At 70.1% G+C, this 16,254-nt stretch carries 13 protein-coding genes and 1 pseudogene; 12 read left to right on the forward strand and 2 right to left on the reverse strand.

Annotated elements, in window-relative coordinates:
• The 6 genes and pseudogenes from IE318_RS37555 to IE318_RS37580 all read left to right on the forward strand — a co-directional run.
• Positions 1–164 (forward strand): annotated as a pseudogene (locus IE318_RS37555) (glucose-6-phosphate dehydrogenase); the annotation flags it as partial.
• The gene (gene opcA, locus IE318_RS37560) at positions 161–1,087 is read left to right on the forward strand and encodes a glucose-6-phosphate dehydrogenase assembly protein OpcA (RefSeq protein ID WP_189907403.1); all 927 of its coding nucleotides are present in this window, start codon (positions 161–163) and stop codon (positions 1,085–1,087) included. The pseudogene IE318_RS37555 and the gene opcA, both read left to right, overlap by 4 nt.
• Before the next feature lies 1 nt (position 1,088).
• Complete coding sequence (gene pgi / locus IE318_RS37565; protein WP_189907404.1) at positions 1,089–2,738, forward strand: glucose-6-phosphate isomerase; 1,650 nt, start codon at positions 1,089–1,091, stop codon at positions 2,736–2,738.
• 1 nt (position 2,739) lies between these two features.
• On the forward strand, positions 2,740–3,621 hold the full coding sequence (gene gnd / locus IE318_RS37570) for a phosphogluconate dehydrogenase (NAD(+)-dependent, decarboxylating) (protein ID WP_189907405.1): 882 nt from the start codon (positions 2,740–2,742) through the stop codon (positions 3,619–3,621).
• 6 nt (positions 3,622–3,627) lie between these two features.
• Entirely contained in the window at positions 3,628–4,287 is a 660-nt protein-coding gene (locus IE318_RS37575; RefSeq protein WP_189907406.1) for a histidine phosphatase family protein, read from the forward strand.
• Between the two features lie 52 nt (positions 4,288–4,339).
• On the forward strand, positions 4,340–5,764 hold the full coding sequence (locus IE318_RS37580) for a sugar porter family MFS transporter (protein ID WP_189907407.1): 1,425 nt from the start codon (positions 4,340–4,342) through the stop codon (positions 5,762–5,764).
• Positions 5,765–5,770: 6 nt separating this feature from the next.
• Here IE318_RS37580 and IE318_RS37585 read toward each other — a convergent pair whose 3' ends face one another.
• A complete protein-coding gene (locus IE318_RS37585; RefSeq protein WP_189907408.1) occupies positions 5,771–6,136 on the reverse strand; it encodes a winged helix-turn-helix transcriptional regulator in 366 nt (121 codons plus the stop codon).
• A 97-nt stretch (positions 6,137–6,233) separates the two neighbouring features.
• On the opposite strand from IE318_RS37585, the gene IE318_RS37590 reads away from it, so the two are divergent.
• On the forward strand, positions 6,234–7,118 hold the full coding sequence (locus tag IE318_RS37590) for an NAD-dependent epimerase/dehydratase family protein (RefSeq protein ID WP_189907409.1): 885 nt from the start codon (positions 6,234–6,236) through the stop codon (positions 7,116–7,118).
• A gap of 374 nt (positions 7,119–7,492) precedes the next feature.
• On the opposite strand, the gene IE318_RS37595 is transcribed toward IE318_RS37590, so the two are convergent.
• Complete coding sequence (locus IE318_RS37595; protein WP_308438622.1) at positions 7,493–8,461, reverse strand: helix-turn-helix domain-containing protein; 969 nt, start codon at positions 8,459–8,461, stop codon at positions 7,493–7,495.
• A 50-nt stretch (positions 8,462–8,511) separates the two neighbouring features.
• Between IE318_RS37595 and IE318_RS37600 the strand changes: the two genes are divergently transcribed.
• The 5 genes from IE318_RS37600 to IE318_RS37620 all read left to right on the forward strand — a co-directional run bounded on the left by IE318_RS37600 (position 8,512) and on the right by IE318_RS37620 (position 16,210).
• Complete coding sequence (locus IE318_RS37600; RefSeq protein ID WP_189907411.1) at positions 8,512–9,975, forward strand: amidohydrolase family protein; 1,464 nt, start codon at positions 8,512–8,514, stop codon at positions 9,973–9,975.
• Entirely contained in the window at positions 9,972–11,015 is a 1,044-nt protein-coding gene (locus IE318_RS37605) for a DMT family transporter (RefSeq protein WP_189907412.1), read from the forward strand. Before IE318_RS37600 ends, IE318_RS37605 begins: the two co-directional genes overlap by 4 nt.
• 107 nt (positions 11,016–11,122) lie before the next feature.
• On the forward strand, positions 11,123–12,595 hold the full coding sequence (locus tag IE318_RS37610; RefSeq protein WP_189907413.1) for an aldehyde dehydrogenase family protein: 1,473 nt from the start codon (positions 11,123–11,125) through the stop codon (positions 12,593–12,595).
• Positions 12,596–12,874: 279 nt separating this feature from the next.
• Complete coding sequence (locus IE318_RS37615; RefSeq protein ID WP_189907414.1) at positions 12,875–14,503, forward strand: PucR family transcriptional regulator; 1,629 nt, start codon at positions 12,875–12,877, stop codon at positions 14,501–14,503.
• 132 nt (positions 14,504–14,635) lie between these two features.
• Positions 14,636–16,210, forward strand: a complete 1,575-nt coding sequence (locus IE318_RS37620; protein WP_189907415.1) for a linalool dehydratase/isomerase domain-containing protein — start codon at positions 14,636–14,638, stop codon at positions 16,208–16,210.
• Positions 16,211–16,254: the final 44 nt, after the last annotated feature.

Here is a 16,254-nt window from a genome sequence, read left to right on the forward strand (position 1 = left end):
TCCCGCGCACGGAGGAGGTCGAGCTGTCCTGGAAGATCCTCGACCCCATCGAGGAGTACTGGGACAAGCACGGCAGGGCCGTGCAGTACCCATCCGGGACCTGGGGGCCGGCCGAGGCGGACGAGATGCTCGCACGAGACGGACGGAGCTGGCGCCGGCCATGAAGATAGACCTCACGAACACCACAGCGGGCGCCATCGATCGCGCCCTGGTCCGCGGCCGCCGGGCCATCGGCACACCGGCCGTGGGCATGGTGCTCACCCTCGTCATCGTCACCGACGAGGAGAACGCCTACGACGCCCTCAAGGCCGCCGGTGACGCCTCCCGCGAGCACCCCTCGCGCACCCTGGTCGTCATCAAGCGGCACACCCGGGCGGCCCATGAGCGCACCCTTCCTCGGCTCGACGCCGAGGTCCGGGTGGGTTACGAGGCCGGCACCGGTGAGACGGTGGTGCTGCGTATGTACGGCGAGGTTTCCGAGCACGCCGACTCGGTCGTGCTGCCGCTGCTGCTGCCGGACGCACCGGTCGTCGTGTGGTGGCCGGTGAACGGCCCGCTCGACCCGGCGAACGACCCGCTCGGCGCGCTGGCCCAGCGCCGGATCACCGACCTGTACGCGGTCGAGGACCCCATGGCGACGCTCCAGGCCCGGGTCCGCTCGTACGCGCCAGGCGACACCGACCTCGCCTGGACCCGGCTGACCCTGTGGCGCTCCATGCTGGCCGCCGCCCTGGACCAGGCGCGGGTGCCGGTGATCTCGGCGACCGTCGAGGCCGAGGCGGAGAACCCGGCCGCCGAGCTGCTCGCCCGCTGGCTGGAGGCGCGGCTCGGCGTCACCGTCGACCGGGTGGACAGCGCCGGTCCGGTGGTCACCGCCGTGCGCCTGGGCACGGCCGGCGGCGAGATCGTCATCGACCGGCCCGAGGGCCCGCTCGCCACGCTGAGCCTGCCCGGCCAGCCCCCGCGGTCCCTCGCGCTGAAGGTCCGCCCCACCTCCGAACTCATCGCCGAGGAGCTCAGGCGCCTCGACTCCGACGAGATGTACGCCATCGCCCTTCACGGCGACGGCTCCCGAGGAACCAACTGACATGTCACACATCCAACGGCCCCATCAGAGACCCGAGTGGACCGCGCTGGCCGAGCACCGTGAGGAGCTCGGCCAGGTGCGGCTGCGCGAGCTGTTCGCCGCCGACACGGACCGCGGCACCGGCCACGCGCTGCGCGTGGGCGACCTGTACGTCGACTACTCCAAGAACCTCGTCACCGACAAGACGCTGCGGCTGCTGCGTGAGCTGGCCGCGGCCACCGACGTATTCGGGCTGCGGGACGCCATGTTCCGCGGTGAGAAGATCAACGTCACCGAGGACCGTGCCGTGCTGCACACCGCGCTGCGCGCCTCGCGTGACGCGGTGATCGAGGTCGACGGGGAGAACGTCGTCCCAAAGGTGCACGCCGTCCTCGACCGGATGACCGACTTCGCGGACCGGGTCCGCGCCGGCAAGTGGACCGGATACACCGGCCGTCCCATCCGGAACATCGTCAACATCGGAATCGGCGGCTCCGATCTCGGCCCGGCCATGGCCTACGAGGCGCTGCGCGCCTACTCGGACCGGTCGCTCACGTTCCGCTTCGTGTCGAACGTGGACGGCGCCGACCTGCACGAGGCGGTCCGGGACCTGGACGCGGCGGAGACGCTGTTCATCGTCGCGTCCAAGACGTTCACCACGATCGAGACGATCACCAACGCCACCTCGGCGCGCTCCTGGCTCCTGGCCGGGCTGGAAGGCCCCGACGAGGCGGTCGCCAGGCACTTCGTCGCCCTGTCGACCAACGCGGAGAAGGTCGCCGAGTTCGGCATCGACACGGCCAACATGTTCGAGTTCTGGGACTGGGTCGGCGGACGCTACTCGTACGACTCGGCGATCGGCCTGTCCCTGATGATCGCCATCGGCCCGGACCGCTACCGGGAGATCCTCGACGGCTTCCGCATCGTCGACGAGCACTTCCGCACCGCCCCGGCCGAGGCCAACGCCCCGGTGCTTCTCGGCCTGCTGGGCGTCTGGTACGGCAACTTCTTCGGCGCGCAGACGCACGCGGTGCTGCCGTACAGCCACTACCTGTCGAAGTTCACCGCCTACCTCCAGCAGCTCGACATGGAGTCCAACGGCAAGTCGGTGGACCGCGACGGCCACCCGGTGGAGTGGCAGACCGGACCGGTGGTGTGGGGTACGTCCGGCACCAACGGGCAGCACGCCTACTACCAGCTCATCCACCAGGGCACCAAGCTCATCCCCGCGGACTTCATCGGCTTCGCCGAACCGGTCGCCGAGCTGAGCGACGAACTGAAGGCCCAGCACGACCTGCTGATGGCCAACTTCTTCGCGCAGACGCAGGCGCTGGCCTTCGGCAAGACACCGGACGAGGTACGCGCTGAGGGTGTGCCGGAGGAGCTGGTGCCACACAAGACGTTCCGGGGCGACCACCCGACGACCACGATCCTCGCCCGCGAGCTGACCCCGTCGGTGCTCGGCCAGCTCGTCGCCCTCTACGAGCACAAGGTGTTCGTCCAGGGCGCGATCTGGAACATCGACTCCTTCGACCAGTGGGGCGTCGAACTCGGCAAGGTCCTCGCCAAGCGCGTCGAACCCGCCCTCACCGAAGGCACCGACATCCCCGGTCTCGACCCCTCCACCAAGGCCCTCGTCACCGCCTACCGAGAGCTGAAGGAAGTGCACTGACATGCAGATCGGTCTCATCGGTCTCGGCAAGATGGGCGGCAACATGCGCGAGCGCCTGCGCAACGCCGGCCACAGCGTCATCGGCTACGACACCAACCCCGGGGTCTCCGACGTGGCGGACCTCGCCGACCTGGTCCAGAAGTTGGAAGCACCACGCGCTGTGTGGGTGATGGTGCCGGCCGGAGCCGCCACGCAGTCCGCCGTCGACGACCTGAAAGAGTTGCTCTCCCCTGGCGATATCGTCGTCGACGGTGGCAACTCCCGCTGGACGGACGACGAGAAGCACGCCGACGAACTGGGCGAGCACGGCATCGGCTTCGTCGATGCCGGCGTCTCCGGCGGCGTCTGGGGCCTGAAGAACGGCTACGCCCTCATGGTCGGCGGCGAGCAGGAGCACGTCGACCGCCTCGAGCCGGTCTTCGACGCCCTCAAGCCCGAAGGCCCCTACGGATACGTGCACGCGGGCAAGGTGGGCGCCGGGCACTTCGCGAAGATGGTCCACAACGGCATCGAGTACGCGATGATGCAGGCCTACGCCGAGGGCTGGGAACTGCTGGAGAAGGTCGACTCCGTGGACAACGTCCGCGAGGTCTTCCGCTCCTGGCAGGAGGGCACCGTCATCCGCTCGTGGCTCCTCGACCTCGCCGTCAACGCCCTCGACGAGGACCAGCATCTGGACAAACTCCGCGGCTGTGCCGCCGACTCCGGCGAGGGACGCTGGACCGTCGAGGCGGCCATCGACAACGCCGTCCCGCTCCCCGCGATCACCGCCTCTCTCTTCGCCCGGTTCGCCTCCCGCCAGGAGGACTCCCCGCAGATGAAGATGATCGCCGCGCTGCGCAACCAGTTCGGCGGCCACGCCGTCGAGTCGGCGAGGAGGTAGACACCGATGGGAGATCTCCTACTGGTCCGGCACGGCGAAACACCGTGGACCGTTTCACGCCGGCACACCAGTTTCACGGACGTTCCGCTCACCGCTCGCGGTGAGGAACAGGCGCGGGCTGTAACGCCGTTACTGGCCGGACGCCCGATTGCGGCGGCGTTCGTCAGTCCTCTCAGCCGCGCCCTGCGCACCGCGGAGCTGGCCGGCCTCGTCGGCGCGGAGACCATGCCCGAGCTGCACGAATGGAACTACGGCGGCTACGAAGGCATCACCACGGCCGAGATTCACCGCACCCGGCCCGACTGGAACCTGTGGACCGACGGAACGCCGTCCGTGCCGGGCGTACCGGCGGGCGAGAGCCCGGAGGCCGTGGGCTTGCGGGCGGACCGCGTCCTGGCGCGCCTGGAACCGCTGCTGATGGACCCGGATGCGGGTGATGTGGTGCTGGTCGCGCACGGGCACTTCCTCCGGGTGCTCACCGCACGTCGGCTGGGCCTGCCGCCCGCCGCCGGGGCGCTCTTCGTCCTCGACACGGGGGCCGTCAGCCGGTTGGGCACCGAGCACGCGCGACCCGCGCTGACCGCGTGGAACATGACCGCCCGCATGCCGATGGTGGGCGGCCCGGGCGTTCCCCGGCCGTCATCACCGGCCGGGGCGCACGGCTGACCCCGTTCGACAGGCCCCACCGCCATGCCCCCTTACTCTGGAGAGCCCTCTCGTGACCCTCACCCGTCCCCCCAGCCCCGCCGCCTCGTCCCTGCCCACGCCCGCGCTCGGCCGGGTCACCTACATAGCCGCCGTGGCCGCGATCGGTGGTTTCCTGTTCGGCTACGACAGTGCGGTCATCAACGGCGCGGTGACCGGCATCCAGCACCACTTCGACGTCGGTACCAGCCAGACAGGCACGATCGTGGCCGTGGCCCTGCTCGGGTCGGCGCTCGGCGCATCGGTGGCGGGGCGGCTCGCGGAGCGTGTGGGGCGCCTGCGCGTGATGCAGCTCGCCGCCACCCTGTTCACGGTCAGCGCCCTCGGTTCGGCGTTGCCGTTCGCGGCCTGGGACCTGGGCGCCTGGCGGTTCGCGGGCGGCATCGCCATCGGTCTCGCCTCGCTGATCGGTCCGACGTATATCGCCGAAGTGGCTCCGCCCGCGTACCGGGGGCGGCTGGCGTCGTTCCAGCAAGCGGCCATCGTTCTCGGGATCACGGCCTCGCAGCTCGTCAACTGGGCCATCGCCAAGGGGGCGGGCGGTCGCAGTGAGGGCGCGCTCGGTCCCCTCGACGCATGGCAGTGGATGCTGATGACGGCGTTCGTCCCCGCAGTGGTCTACTTCGTCCTGGCCTCGCGTATCCCGGAGTCTCCGCACTATCTGGTCTCGGCGGGGCGCCTCGCCGCGGCCGGTGCGGCGGTCCGGGACATCGAGGGCCCGGGAGCGGACGAGGACACGCGGATCGCCGAGATCACGCAGGCGCTGCGCAACACCCACAAGCCGAGGATCCGCGACCTGTTCGGCGGACGGGCGGGGCTGCTTCCGGTGGTGTGGGCCGGCATCGGTCTGGCCGTCTTCCAGCAGCTCGTCGGCATCAACGTGATCTTCTACTACTCGTCCGTGCTGTGGCAGTCGGTCGGCATCGAGCAGTCCAGCTCGCTCCTCATCAGCCTGTCCACGTCGATCATCAACATCGTCGGCACCGTCGTCGCGGTCCTTCTCATCGACCGGGTGGGCCGCAAGCCCCTGGCACTGGCCGGATCGGTCGGCATGGCGGTCTCGTTGGGGCTCGCCGCGTGGGCCTTCTCGTACAAGACGGGCACTGGCGACGACATCGGCATCCCGGACACGCAGGGGACGGTAGCCCTCGTCGCCGCGCACGCCTTCGTCTTCTTCTTCGCGGCGTCCTGGGGCGTGGTGCTGTGGGTGATGGTCGGCGAGATGTTCCCCCTGCGGATCCGGGCGGCCGCCATCTCCGTGGCCACCGCGTTCAACTGGATCGCCAACTGGGCCGTCACGGAGTCCTTCCCGCCGATTTCGGAGTGGAACCTGTCCGCCAGTTACAGCATCTACGCGGCCTTCGCCGTGCTGTCCGCCGTCTTCGTGGCGGTGGTCGTCAAGGAGACCAAGGGCACCCGGCTCGGAGAGACCGACTGACCGGGGTCAGGCTTCGGCGTCCGCGCGTTCCCGCGCCTCCAGCATCGCGTCGGCGTTGCGCTCGGCCCAGTCCTTGACCGCGGCGATGGGCTCCAGCAGGGACCGTCCCAGATCCGTGAGCCGGTACTCGACCTTGGGCGGCACTACCGCGTACACCGTGCGGTCCACCAAGCCGTCCCGTTCCAGGCCCCGCAGGGTCTGCGTCAGGACTTTGGGGGTCACCTCGCCGACGCGCTCCCTCAGTTCCGAGAAACGGTGCACGCCATCGCTCAGCGCGATGACGATCAGCAACGTCCACTTGTCGCCGATCCGGTTGAGGACGACACGCGAAGGGCAGGCCGGGTCGAGCACGTTCTTTCGCATGGTTTCCATGAGGTGAGTATCGCACTTTGAAGTACTCAGTATCCAATCCATACCATGGTTGTCAGTGAGCGACGAACAACGCGCTCTAGAACCTGGAGAGTTCGCCATGCAGGTATTTCTGACGGGCGGTACCGGCTACATCGGTTCGGCGGTGCTCCGCCGTCTCGTCGCCGACGGACACCATGTCACCGCCCTGGTGCGCAGCGAGGCGTCCGCGGCCAAGGTCACCGCGGCCGGGGCGACGGCTCTCGACGCCGACATCACCGACACGGCCTGGCTCGCCGAGCAGATGGCCCAGGTGGACGGGACGATACACACCGCCAGCCCGGGTGACGCCACGAGCGCCGCCGTGGACGCATCCGTCGCGGAGGCGGCGGCCAAGGTGTACACCGACACCGGCAAGCCCTACGTGCACACCAGCGGCATCTGGGTCTACGGCGACGGCGACGCCATCACCGAGGACTCCGCCTTCGCGGCACCCACCCTGGTCGCCTGGCGCGAGGAAATCGAGAAGAAGGCTCTCTCGATCGCCGGCGCCCGACCCGTCGTCGTGGTCCCGGGCGTGGTGTACGGCCACGGCGGTGGCGTGCCCAACCTGATCTCCGGTGCGCCCCGTGACGACGACGGTGCCCTGAGGCTCGTGGGCGACGGCTCTCAGCACTGGGTCACGGTCCACGTGGAGGACCTGGCCGACCTGTACGTCCGGGCCCTGAAGGGCGGCCGTGGCGGCTCGTACTACATCGCCTCGGACGGTGACAACCCCACCGTCCGGGAGCTGGGTTCCGCGGCGGCCCGCGCGGCCGGCACCGGCGCCGTCCGCGCGGAGAGCGCCGCGGAGACCCGCGCCCGCCTCGGTGAGCTGTTCGCCGACGCGCTGCTGCTGAACCAGCGCGCGACTGGTGCCCGTGCCCGCGACGAGCTGGGCTGGCAGCCCGGACAAACCTCGCTGGTGGAGGAGCTGGAGCGCGGTAGCTACGCACCCACCGCGTAGCGGAGGCCGTAGGCGCGGAGGCGCCTGGTCAGTGCCCCGGCCTGCAACGGCCGGGGCACTTCGCTCAGTGCGCGAAGTCGTCGCATCTCTCCCGGTCCTCGCCGTCAGGCCGAGCAGCGGCCCGTGATCGGCCGTCACCCGCAGCGCCGACACGGTCGTCCACCCGGCGGACTGCCGCACGTCCTAAGCCCAGTGGCCGCGGCTGCCCACCCCGCAGTTCTTCCCGCCGCCGTACGTACTGGCGTGGGTGACGAGGGCGTGAACCCCGGATGGGAACCGGTCCAGATGGGCCCGCAACCGGCCCTGTCAGTAATGGGGGTTGCCCGCCTGCGGCCGTCTTCAGCTATGTGGGTATCGGCGCGAGACCACCGTCGTCAGCTTGTGGGAAGTGACCGACTCCCCCCGAAGTAATGATGATTACTAGTGAGAGCAGAACCCTCGCAGGGAGTGTCCCCCCGCTCGCCTCCCTCCCAGGGCCGGTAGACCACGGCCTGCAGGCCGGGGACCACCGGAGACTCCAGCGCCTCGTAGGCCAGGTCCAGGTGCCCCAGCTCCTGGTGATGCATCAGCTTTCTCCCGCTTCCCTTTCGCATAATGGGATACCGCTGCCAGATGTCACGGAATTCCAAACTTCGGGACTTCAGTTCCGCTACCACTTCCCGCACTTCACGATTCTCCGGATAAATCGCCGCGGAGGCGCGCAGAACACCGACAGAACACCGGGCAGCAGATCCCCAGTCCGGATAGAAACTCCTGCCTTCGTCGCTCAGGAACACTTCCGCGACGATGTTCCTGCCGACGACGTCTTCACCGTAGAGAAGACGCGCCCCCATGTTCCCGGCGCGTACTGTCCCGCTCGCGTCGAGGAGAATCGCCGGGTCGGTGAGCTGGTGTTCCACCAAGGTTTTCAGTCCGCTCGCCGAGGCGGGGTGCCTACGGCTCCCCGGGGCCGCCTCAGGACGCGCGAGCACGCGCAGGTGCGCCGTCTCGTCCTCGCCGAGACCAAGCGCTGCGCTCAGACCGGCGATCACCTTGGTCGACGGGTTGGTCTCCCGTCCCTGTTCGAGACGCACATAGTAGTCAACGCTCACGCCGGCGCGGGACGCGACCTCCTCCCGACGCAGCCCAGGGACACGGCGCCGCGTCCCCGTCGACACGGGAGCCGGGGGCCGGGCGGCCCGGCGTCGGGACCGGAGGAACTCTCCCAGGGGCGTGACGGAAGCCACCGCGGAACCTCGCTCTGTCGGTCGGTGTGATCGGAGCGTGCAACTACGACTGGGGGCGTCCCTATTCCCAGAGTGGCGGACCGCGCCGACTGGGTGCGGTACTCCTACCATCACCATGGTTATTCTGCGGGCCTTTTCCGCTGGTTCGCGTACCGCAAGCTGGAAACATGAGCAATCAGAACCCCGGTAAGCACACCCAGACCCCGTCCCCGCTCCGTTCCGCGTTCGCGCACAGCGGTGCCGCCGTGGAATTCCGTGCCCGAGCGGCGAAGAACGCCGACGCACTGGACCGGCTCGTGAAGGACGAGGCGAATCCCGAGCGGAAGATCCTCTTCAAGGACGCCACGATCATCACGGGCACCGCCGACCACCGGGTGCTCCGCGGCAACGTCCTGGTCGTCGGCTCCCGTATCGCTGAGATCGGGCCGGGTGCCGGAGCCGGTGTCGACGCGACCAACGGCGTGGTGATCGACGCCTCCGAGCACATCCTCATGCCCGGCTTCGTCGATTCCCACCTGCACGCCTGGGAAGGCCAGCTGCGCGGGATGTCGCCGGACGCCGACTTCGACCAGTACCTGGAGGTGGCGCACAAGTCCCTCGGCACGCTCTACCGGCCGCACGACACCTACATCGGCAACCTGGTGACGTCCCTGGTCAGTCTGTACGCCGGCGTCACCACGATCGTCGACAACTCGCACAACTCGCGCAGCCGCGACCACTCGTCGGCGGCCGTGGAGGCCCTTTTCGACTCGGGCATCCGCGCCGTCCACGCCGCTGCGGCGCCCCGGTTCGGGGAGTGGGAGGAGCAGTGGCCGACCGACCTCGACCGGCTGCAGGAGGAGTACTTCACCTCCACGGACCAGCTCGTCACCCTGCGCATGATGGACACCACCGCGGACGCTGAGACGTGGCGGTTCGCCCATGAGCGAGGTTTGTGGGTCTCCTCCGAGATCGGCTCCGACTGGGTCGACAACCTCCTGGACCTGCACCGGCAGGGGCTGGTCACCGACACCCACACCTTCAACCACTGCCTGGGCCTGAGCCACGAGGAGTGGCAGATCATCGCCGACACCGGGGTGAAGGTGAACATCTGCCCCCGCTCCGACACCCTCTTCGGACTCGGCCCGTCCTTCCCGGCCATCGACGAGGCCCTGTCCGTCGGTGTCCGGCCGGGGCTGAGCATGGACAACGAGCTGAGCTACGGCGTCGACATGTTCAGCGAGATGAGCGTCCTCACCCACCTCCAGCGCGGCCGCGTCCACCAGCGCCGCAACGCCGCCGAGCAGGACGTCCCCGAACCGATCTCCGCGCACGACGCCATCGAGTTCGCCACCCTGCGCGGCGCGGAGAACGCCGGCCTCATCGACCGCGTCGGCTCAATCGAGGCCGGCAAAGAAGCCGACATCATCCTGATCGACACCACCGTACCGAATACCCTCCCGGCCACCGACCCGGTCGCCACCGTCGTCGCCTACGCGCACCCCGGCAATGTGTCGGCCGTGTTCGTTGGCGGTGACGTCAGGAAGTGGGACGGTCACCTCGTAGGCGTGGACATGCACGCCGTCCGCGCGGTGGCCGAGCAGTCCCGCGACTGGCTGGTGGCCCGGCAGCAGGAGCGGACCGCGGCATGAGCGCGGAACAGCACACGGCCGGCGCCCACCGGTGTGTCCGGCCTGCGGCCGGGGCGTCGTCCGCCGCGACGGCGGCCCAACCCCTCGCTCTGCTCCTCACCCTCCTGGTTGGCACGTTGATTCCCTTGCAGGGCCGGATCAACAGCGAACTGAGCAGCCGCGTGGACGACGGGCTCGCGGCGGCCACGGTCAGTTTCACCAGCGGATGGCTGATCATGACCCTGGTGGCCGCGGCATCCCCCGGCGTGCGCCGCAGTCTGGGACGACTGTTCCGGGGCCTGCGGACCCGGCGGCTGCCACGCTGGTACCTGGTCGCCGGTGCCTTCGGTTCCTCCCTCGCGCTGGCGCAGTCGACGACCGCGCTGATCACGGGGCTGGCGGTGTTCACCGTCGCGGCGATCGCCGGGCAGACCCTGAGCGGGCTGATCGTGGACTCCACCGGCTTCGCGGACGGGCTGCGGCGCCGCCCGTCGGCCGCGCGGCTGGCCGGAGCGGCTCTCATCCTGGCCGCCGCGGTGATCGCTGCCTTCCCCCAGTTGTCCTCGGGGAACCTCGCGGACGCGCTCCTGCTGGCGCTGGCCCCGCTGGTCGCGGGCTTCCTGCTGGGTTTCCAGCAGGCGATGAACGGCGCCGCCGGCGCCATCGCGGGCTCACCCCTGGCTGCCACGTGGCTGAACTTCTGCGTCGGATCGCTGTTCCTCGCCACCGTCTGGGGCGCCAAGACCCTCATCGGCGGCGGTTCCGCCCGGGCCCTGCCGGCGGATGTCCGGCTGTACCTCGGCGGGCTGTACGGCGTGGTGTTCATCGCCGCGTCGGCCCTGCTCGTGCGCCGGGTCGGGGTGCTGCTGTTGGGCATGGGGTCGATCGCCGGGCAGCTCATCGGGTCGATCGTGCTGGACCTGGTCGCCCCTGCCGGTGACGGCTCCCCGGCCGTGCCCACCGTGCTGGGCGCCCTGCTCACCTTCGCGGCGGTCGGCATCGCCTCCCGCAAGGGGCCCGACCCGGCACGGCCGCCGGCAGAGGCAACCGTAGTCAAATGACCGATGCCGTCCCTCGGCCCGCAGCGCACCATCGACGCAACGCGTCCGTGCCGAGCCGGGCACCCACCTCGACGCCGCGTCCCGCAACGCCAGTCTCAGGAGACACCATGACCGCGCCCACACCGCCCTCGCCGTACACCGGCTTCGACCGCATGCTGATCGCCGGCGAGTGGCGCGCCGGCAGCTCGTCCTCGCCCCTGGTGGACGCCGATCCCTACACCGGGGAGACCGTCACGGAGATACCGCTGGCCGACCACTCGGACGCGGACGCCGCGTACCGGGCCGCCAAGGAGGCGCAGCGCGCATGGGCCAGTACGGCGCCCGGGCAAAGGGCCGGGGTGTTCGAGCGCGCGGCGCGCATCATCGGGGAGCGGCAGGCGGAGATCGTGGACTGGCTGGTCCGCGAGGCGGGTGCCACGCCCGACCGCGCCGCCGTGGAGGTGGGGATCGTCCAGGCCATCACCGCGGCGTCCGTCGGCTACACCGAGGACGTGATGGTCACCACCGCTTCGATGGTTCCGGACAAGGAGAACCGCGTCTACCGCAGGCCCGCCGGCGTGGTGACGGTCATCAGTCCCTGGAACTGGCCGCTGTGGCTGACCAACCGCTCCGTGGCGCCCGCGCTGGCGCTGGGCAATGCTGTGGTGATCAAGCCGGCCGAGGACACCCCCGTCACCGGCGGCCTGATCCTCGCCAAGATCTTCGAGGAGGCCGGGCTGCCTGCGGGTCTGCTCAGCGTCGTGGTGGGCCGGGGCAGCGAGGTCGGTGACTTCATGGTGGCGCACGAGGTGCCCCGCGTGATCTCGTTCACCGGTTCCACCCGCGTCGGAAAGGGCATCATCACCAAGGCCGGCATCAAGCGTCTCTCCCTCGAACTGGGCGGCAACGGCCCGCTGGTGGTGCTCGACGACGCCGACCTGGACCGGGCCGTGGAATGCGCGGTCTTCGGCAGCTACTACCACCAGGGCCAGATCTGCATGGCCACGAACCGGGTGATCGTCGACGCGTCCGTATACGACGAGTTCGTCGAGCGTTTCGTCGGGCAGGCCCGCGCCCTGCGGGTCGGCGACCCCCGGGACCCGGGGACGCAGATCGGCCCCATCATCAGTCAACGGCAGTTCGGATCGGTCAAGGACAAGATCGAGCGTACGGTGGCCGGCGGTGGCCGGCTGGTGCTGTCCGGCGAGGCCCAAGGGCCCACCGGCCTGGTGCTCCCGCCGCACGTCGTGCTCGGGGACAACACCGTCGCCACCGCCGCCGAGGAGGTGTTCGGCCCCGTCGCCACCCTGATCCTGGCCACGGACGAGGAGGACGCGCTGCGCATCGCCAACGACACCGACGCCGGCCTGTCCAGCGGCGTCTTCACCCAGGACGTGGAGCGGGGTCTGAACTTCGCGCTGCGCGTCGAGGCGGGGATGACGCACATCAACGACACCACGGTGCACGACGACGTGAACATCGCCTTCGGCGGCGAGAAGGCCTCCGGTCTCGGCCGGTTCGGCGGTCACTGGGTGGCGGAGGAGTTCACCACCCAGCACTGGGTCAGCATCCAGCACAAGCCGCGCCCCCTCACGTACTGATCGCGCGCCGCGCTGCCTGCTCCGGGGCGACGGACTCGTGGCCGAGCACATGATCCGGATCTCCGGTCCGTCGCTCCAGGTCTCCAGTCCGACGCTCCAGCGCGCCGGACCGGATCCGCGCCTGAGACGACGGGACGGTCGAGGAGTGCAACCGTGCCGCCGCGGGCACCGGACCCGTGCCTCAGGCGGACCTGCACCGTCACACGTCCCCGCGACGCGCCCAGGGAAGTCAGCGCCTCACCACGACCACCGAACACGGCATGACACGAGGCTGACGACGTGAAACAGCTCGACTCGATACCGATGACGCTGTCGGCGCTGATGGACGAGTTGCCCCGAGGAGCCGTGGAGGCGGTCGCCGTCACCGCGTGGACCGCTCCGGTCACCGGCATCCGGTTCTACGACTCGCCCGCCGACCTGTTGGAGGGAGCAGTACTCCTCTGTCCCGGCCTGGGGCAGGAAGACCTGGTCGGTGTCATAAGGGAGTTGGGCGAAGCAGGCGGATCGGCGGTCGTTGTGGGGAGCGACGCGGTGCGCTCGTCGCGGCACCGCCGGGAACTGGCGCAGGAGGCCGCGCACGCGAACGTGTCCCTGCTGTCCCTGGCGGCCGGCACCGACGGCACCGACTGGGTCGGCCTGGCGACCGCCTGTCAGGCGCTCACGCCGGGCCCAGGCCGGTTCGGTACGGCCACCGAGTCGCTCCCGGACGTCGTGGACGCCGTGGCGGCGATGCTCGGCGCACCCGCGATCGTGACCGATCCTGACTTCCGGCTCAGGGCGTTCTCCGGCCAGCAGGAAGGGGCCCACGAGACCCGCCACTCGGTCATCGTGGCACGGCGCCTGCCCGAGCGAAATGTCGCCTACCTGGAGAGCAGGGGTCTGGCCCGCCGACTGCGGCGGGACCGTCGGCTGGTGCACATTTCCCCCCTGGCCGACTTCGGCAACGCGCCCAAGCTGGGTGTCCCGCTGCATTCGGGCAACCGCTATCTGGGGGTGCTGTGGCTCGACGGGGTCGCCCCGCCCGACCCGGTGCGGTGCCGAGAACTCCGCGCGGCGGGGGACGCCGTCGCCAGGAGCATGGCGGCCGAGCAACGACGCCGCACGGGACTCACCGATCCCCGCGTCGAACACGTCGGAAACCTGCTGCGCGGCGTCCTCCCCGACTCTGCGACAGCCGCGGGCCTGGGCCTGTTCGACACCCCCGTCGGCGTCGTCGTCCTCGCGCCGGACTCCGGCGTCACCTGCGATGCCGCGTTCCTGAACCGCGTACGGACAGGCCTGGGCATCACCCTGGCATCGCTCCACTCGCAGGCGGTCACCGCGGTAGTGGACGGAGGAGTCTACGGTCTGCTGCCCTTGGCCGACCGAGCGCGGCATCACGACGGCGCCGAGGATCCCGAAGAGCACCTGCTGCGCGTCGTCACCGAACTGCTCGGCCGCACCGACCCCGACGGCGTCCTGCTGGCCGGTACCGGCCGCGTCGCCCGCAGCGCGGAAGAGGTGCCGCTCGCCCGCCGGGACGGGGATCGGGTCATCGACGTGCTGAGGAGCCGCACGGCTCCGGCCGCGCGACGCCGCGCCGCGACGGCCGCCGAGACCAAGGCCGAGGCCCTGCTCCTGGACGCCGCGCGGGCGGCCGTGGCCCACCACGGGGGGCTCGACGGCCCGGTCTCCCGTCTGGCCGGGATCGACGCGGAACGCGGAACACAGTTCGTCCGGACCCTGCGGCACTACCTGAACAGCTTCGGCAACGTGGCCGAAGCAGCGGCCCTGCTGCACGTGCACCCCAACACCCTGCGGCATCGACTGGGCCGTATCCAGGCCCTCACCGGTCTGGACGTCGGGGATCCCGAGGCACGTTTCGCCGCCGCCGTCGAACTCCGGCTCCTCTCCCTCCACACGGCGTGACCTGCGCGGAGCGCGTTCCGCGCACACTGTTCGGGCCGTAAGTGTGTGGGGAACGCGCAAGCCGCCCCGGGGTGCGCGCGCTCACGATGGCCCCATGGGCGCGCCGCCGCGCCGGTACGGAAGGAGCCGCACATGACCGCAACTCTGACAGGTCCTCCGGGGATGGGAGTCGACCTCTCGTCGGTGCCGCGTCTGGACGACATCCAGATCGGCCATCTTCGTCACTTCGAGAACCTCGCCTTTCTGCCGGACGGCGACTGGTCCCGGATGGGCGGCGCCGATCCCGGCCAGGAGTGGCTTGACGCCTACCGGTACCAACTCGCGCAGATGGCCTACGCCCTCGCCCTGACCCACTACCACCATCTCCCGGCCGCCCCGGCGGCCGTGCGGCCGGCCTACGAGCGGCTGGTCGCCAAGATGCTGCGCCGCGACGTCTGGGGGTACTGGCGGGAGACCAGTCGCAGTGGCCGTGTGGTCGACCCGGATCTGGAGGCGCTGCGCGAGGCGTGGACGGACCCGGTGGTCAAGGAGAACATCATGTACAGCGGCCACCTGTACGCGATGGTGGGCCTGCACGCGATGCTGTTCGACGACGATCGCTACGACGAACCGGGGGCACTCACCTTCGACTGGAACCCGATCTTTCAAGGTCTGGGCCCGGAGCGCTACGAGTACCGGCGCAGCACGCTCGGTGAGGCCATCTACTGGCAGATGGTGGAGAACGGATGGCTGGGCGTGGCCTGCGAACCCAACTGCGTGTTCATCGTGTGCAACCAGTTTCCCATGCTGGGGTTCCGCTTCCAGGACCTGCGGGACGGCACCGACCGCGCCACGGAGGCCACGACCTCGTACAGGGCCGCCTGGGACCGCAAGGGCATGTACGACGCCCAGGGCCTCCAGCACAAGTTCTGGCGCATCCGGCAGGACGACTACGTCGACTCCCCTGACATCGGCAACCCGTCCTGGACCGCGTCCGTCATGAACGCATGGAACCGGGACGTCGTCCGAGAGGTCTATGCCGGCCAACTGCGCGGCGCGCTGCGCAGCGGCCCCGACGGCACCATCACCCCCTATTCGCCGTCGGTCGCCATGCAGGCCCGCAAGGCGCTGGCCGCCGGGGACGCCGCCCAGCTCACCGAGGACCTCTCCCACCGGTGGAAGCAGCCCACCTTCGGCTATCTCGCGGCCGGGCTGTCGGAGGTCGGCGACGAACGGCTGACGGGCGTGCTCGCCCACGCCGACCGCTTCATGCTGCCCACGTGGGAGCGGGGCGGTCTGTACTACCCGCGCCACGACACATCGTTCGACGGCTCGGGGAACATGACCTACGTCGATCCGCTGACAGGCAACGTGCTGCTGGGGTACGCCCGGCTCAATGTCCCCGACGGCCTGTGGTCGCTCTACAACCGGCCGTGGGACGCGGAGCACTTCGCCGAGCCCCGCCTCGTCGGCATGAGGGGATCACTCGACGTGCTGCGCGCCTGCTACCACCGGGACAGCCGCACCCTGATCCTGACCCTGCGCGGGCGCGACGACACCGCCTCCGACGCCGCGCTGGACATCGCGGGCCTGCCGCCCGGCCGCCCGTTCACGCTACGGCAGGACGGCCGGGAGACCGACACTGCGGCGGTCGCCCGGATCGGCGCCGACCTGCGCGTCACGTTGCCCGTACACCAGGAGACGACCCTGGCCCTGCGCTGGGAGTGACTCCCGCACACGCCCAAGTTCCCCCCTCACCAGAGAGCCGTTCA

The sequence above is a fragment of the Streptomyces spiralis genome (assembly GCF_014654675.1).
In the GTDB taxonomy this organism is placed as follows: domain Bacteria; phylum Actinomycetota; class Actinomycetes; order Streptomycetales; family Streptomycetaceae; genus Streptomyces; species Streptomyces spiralis.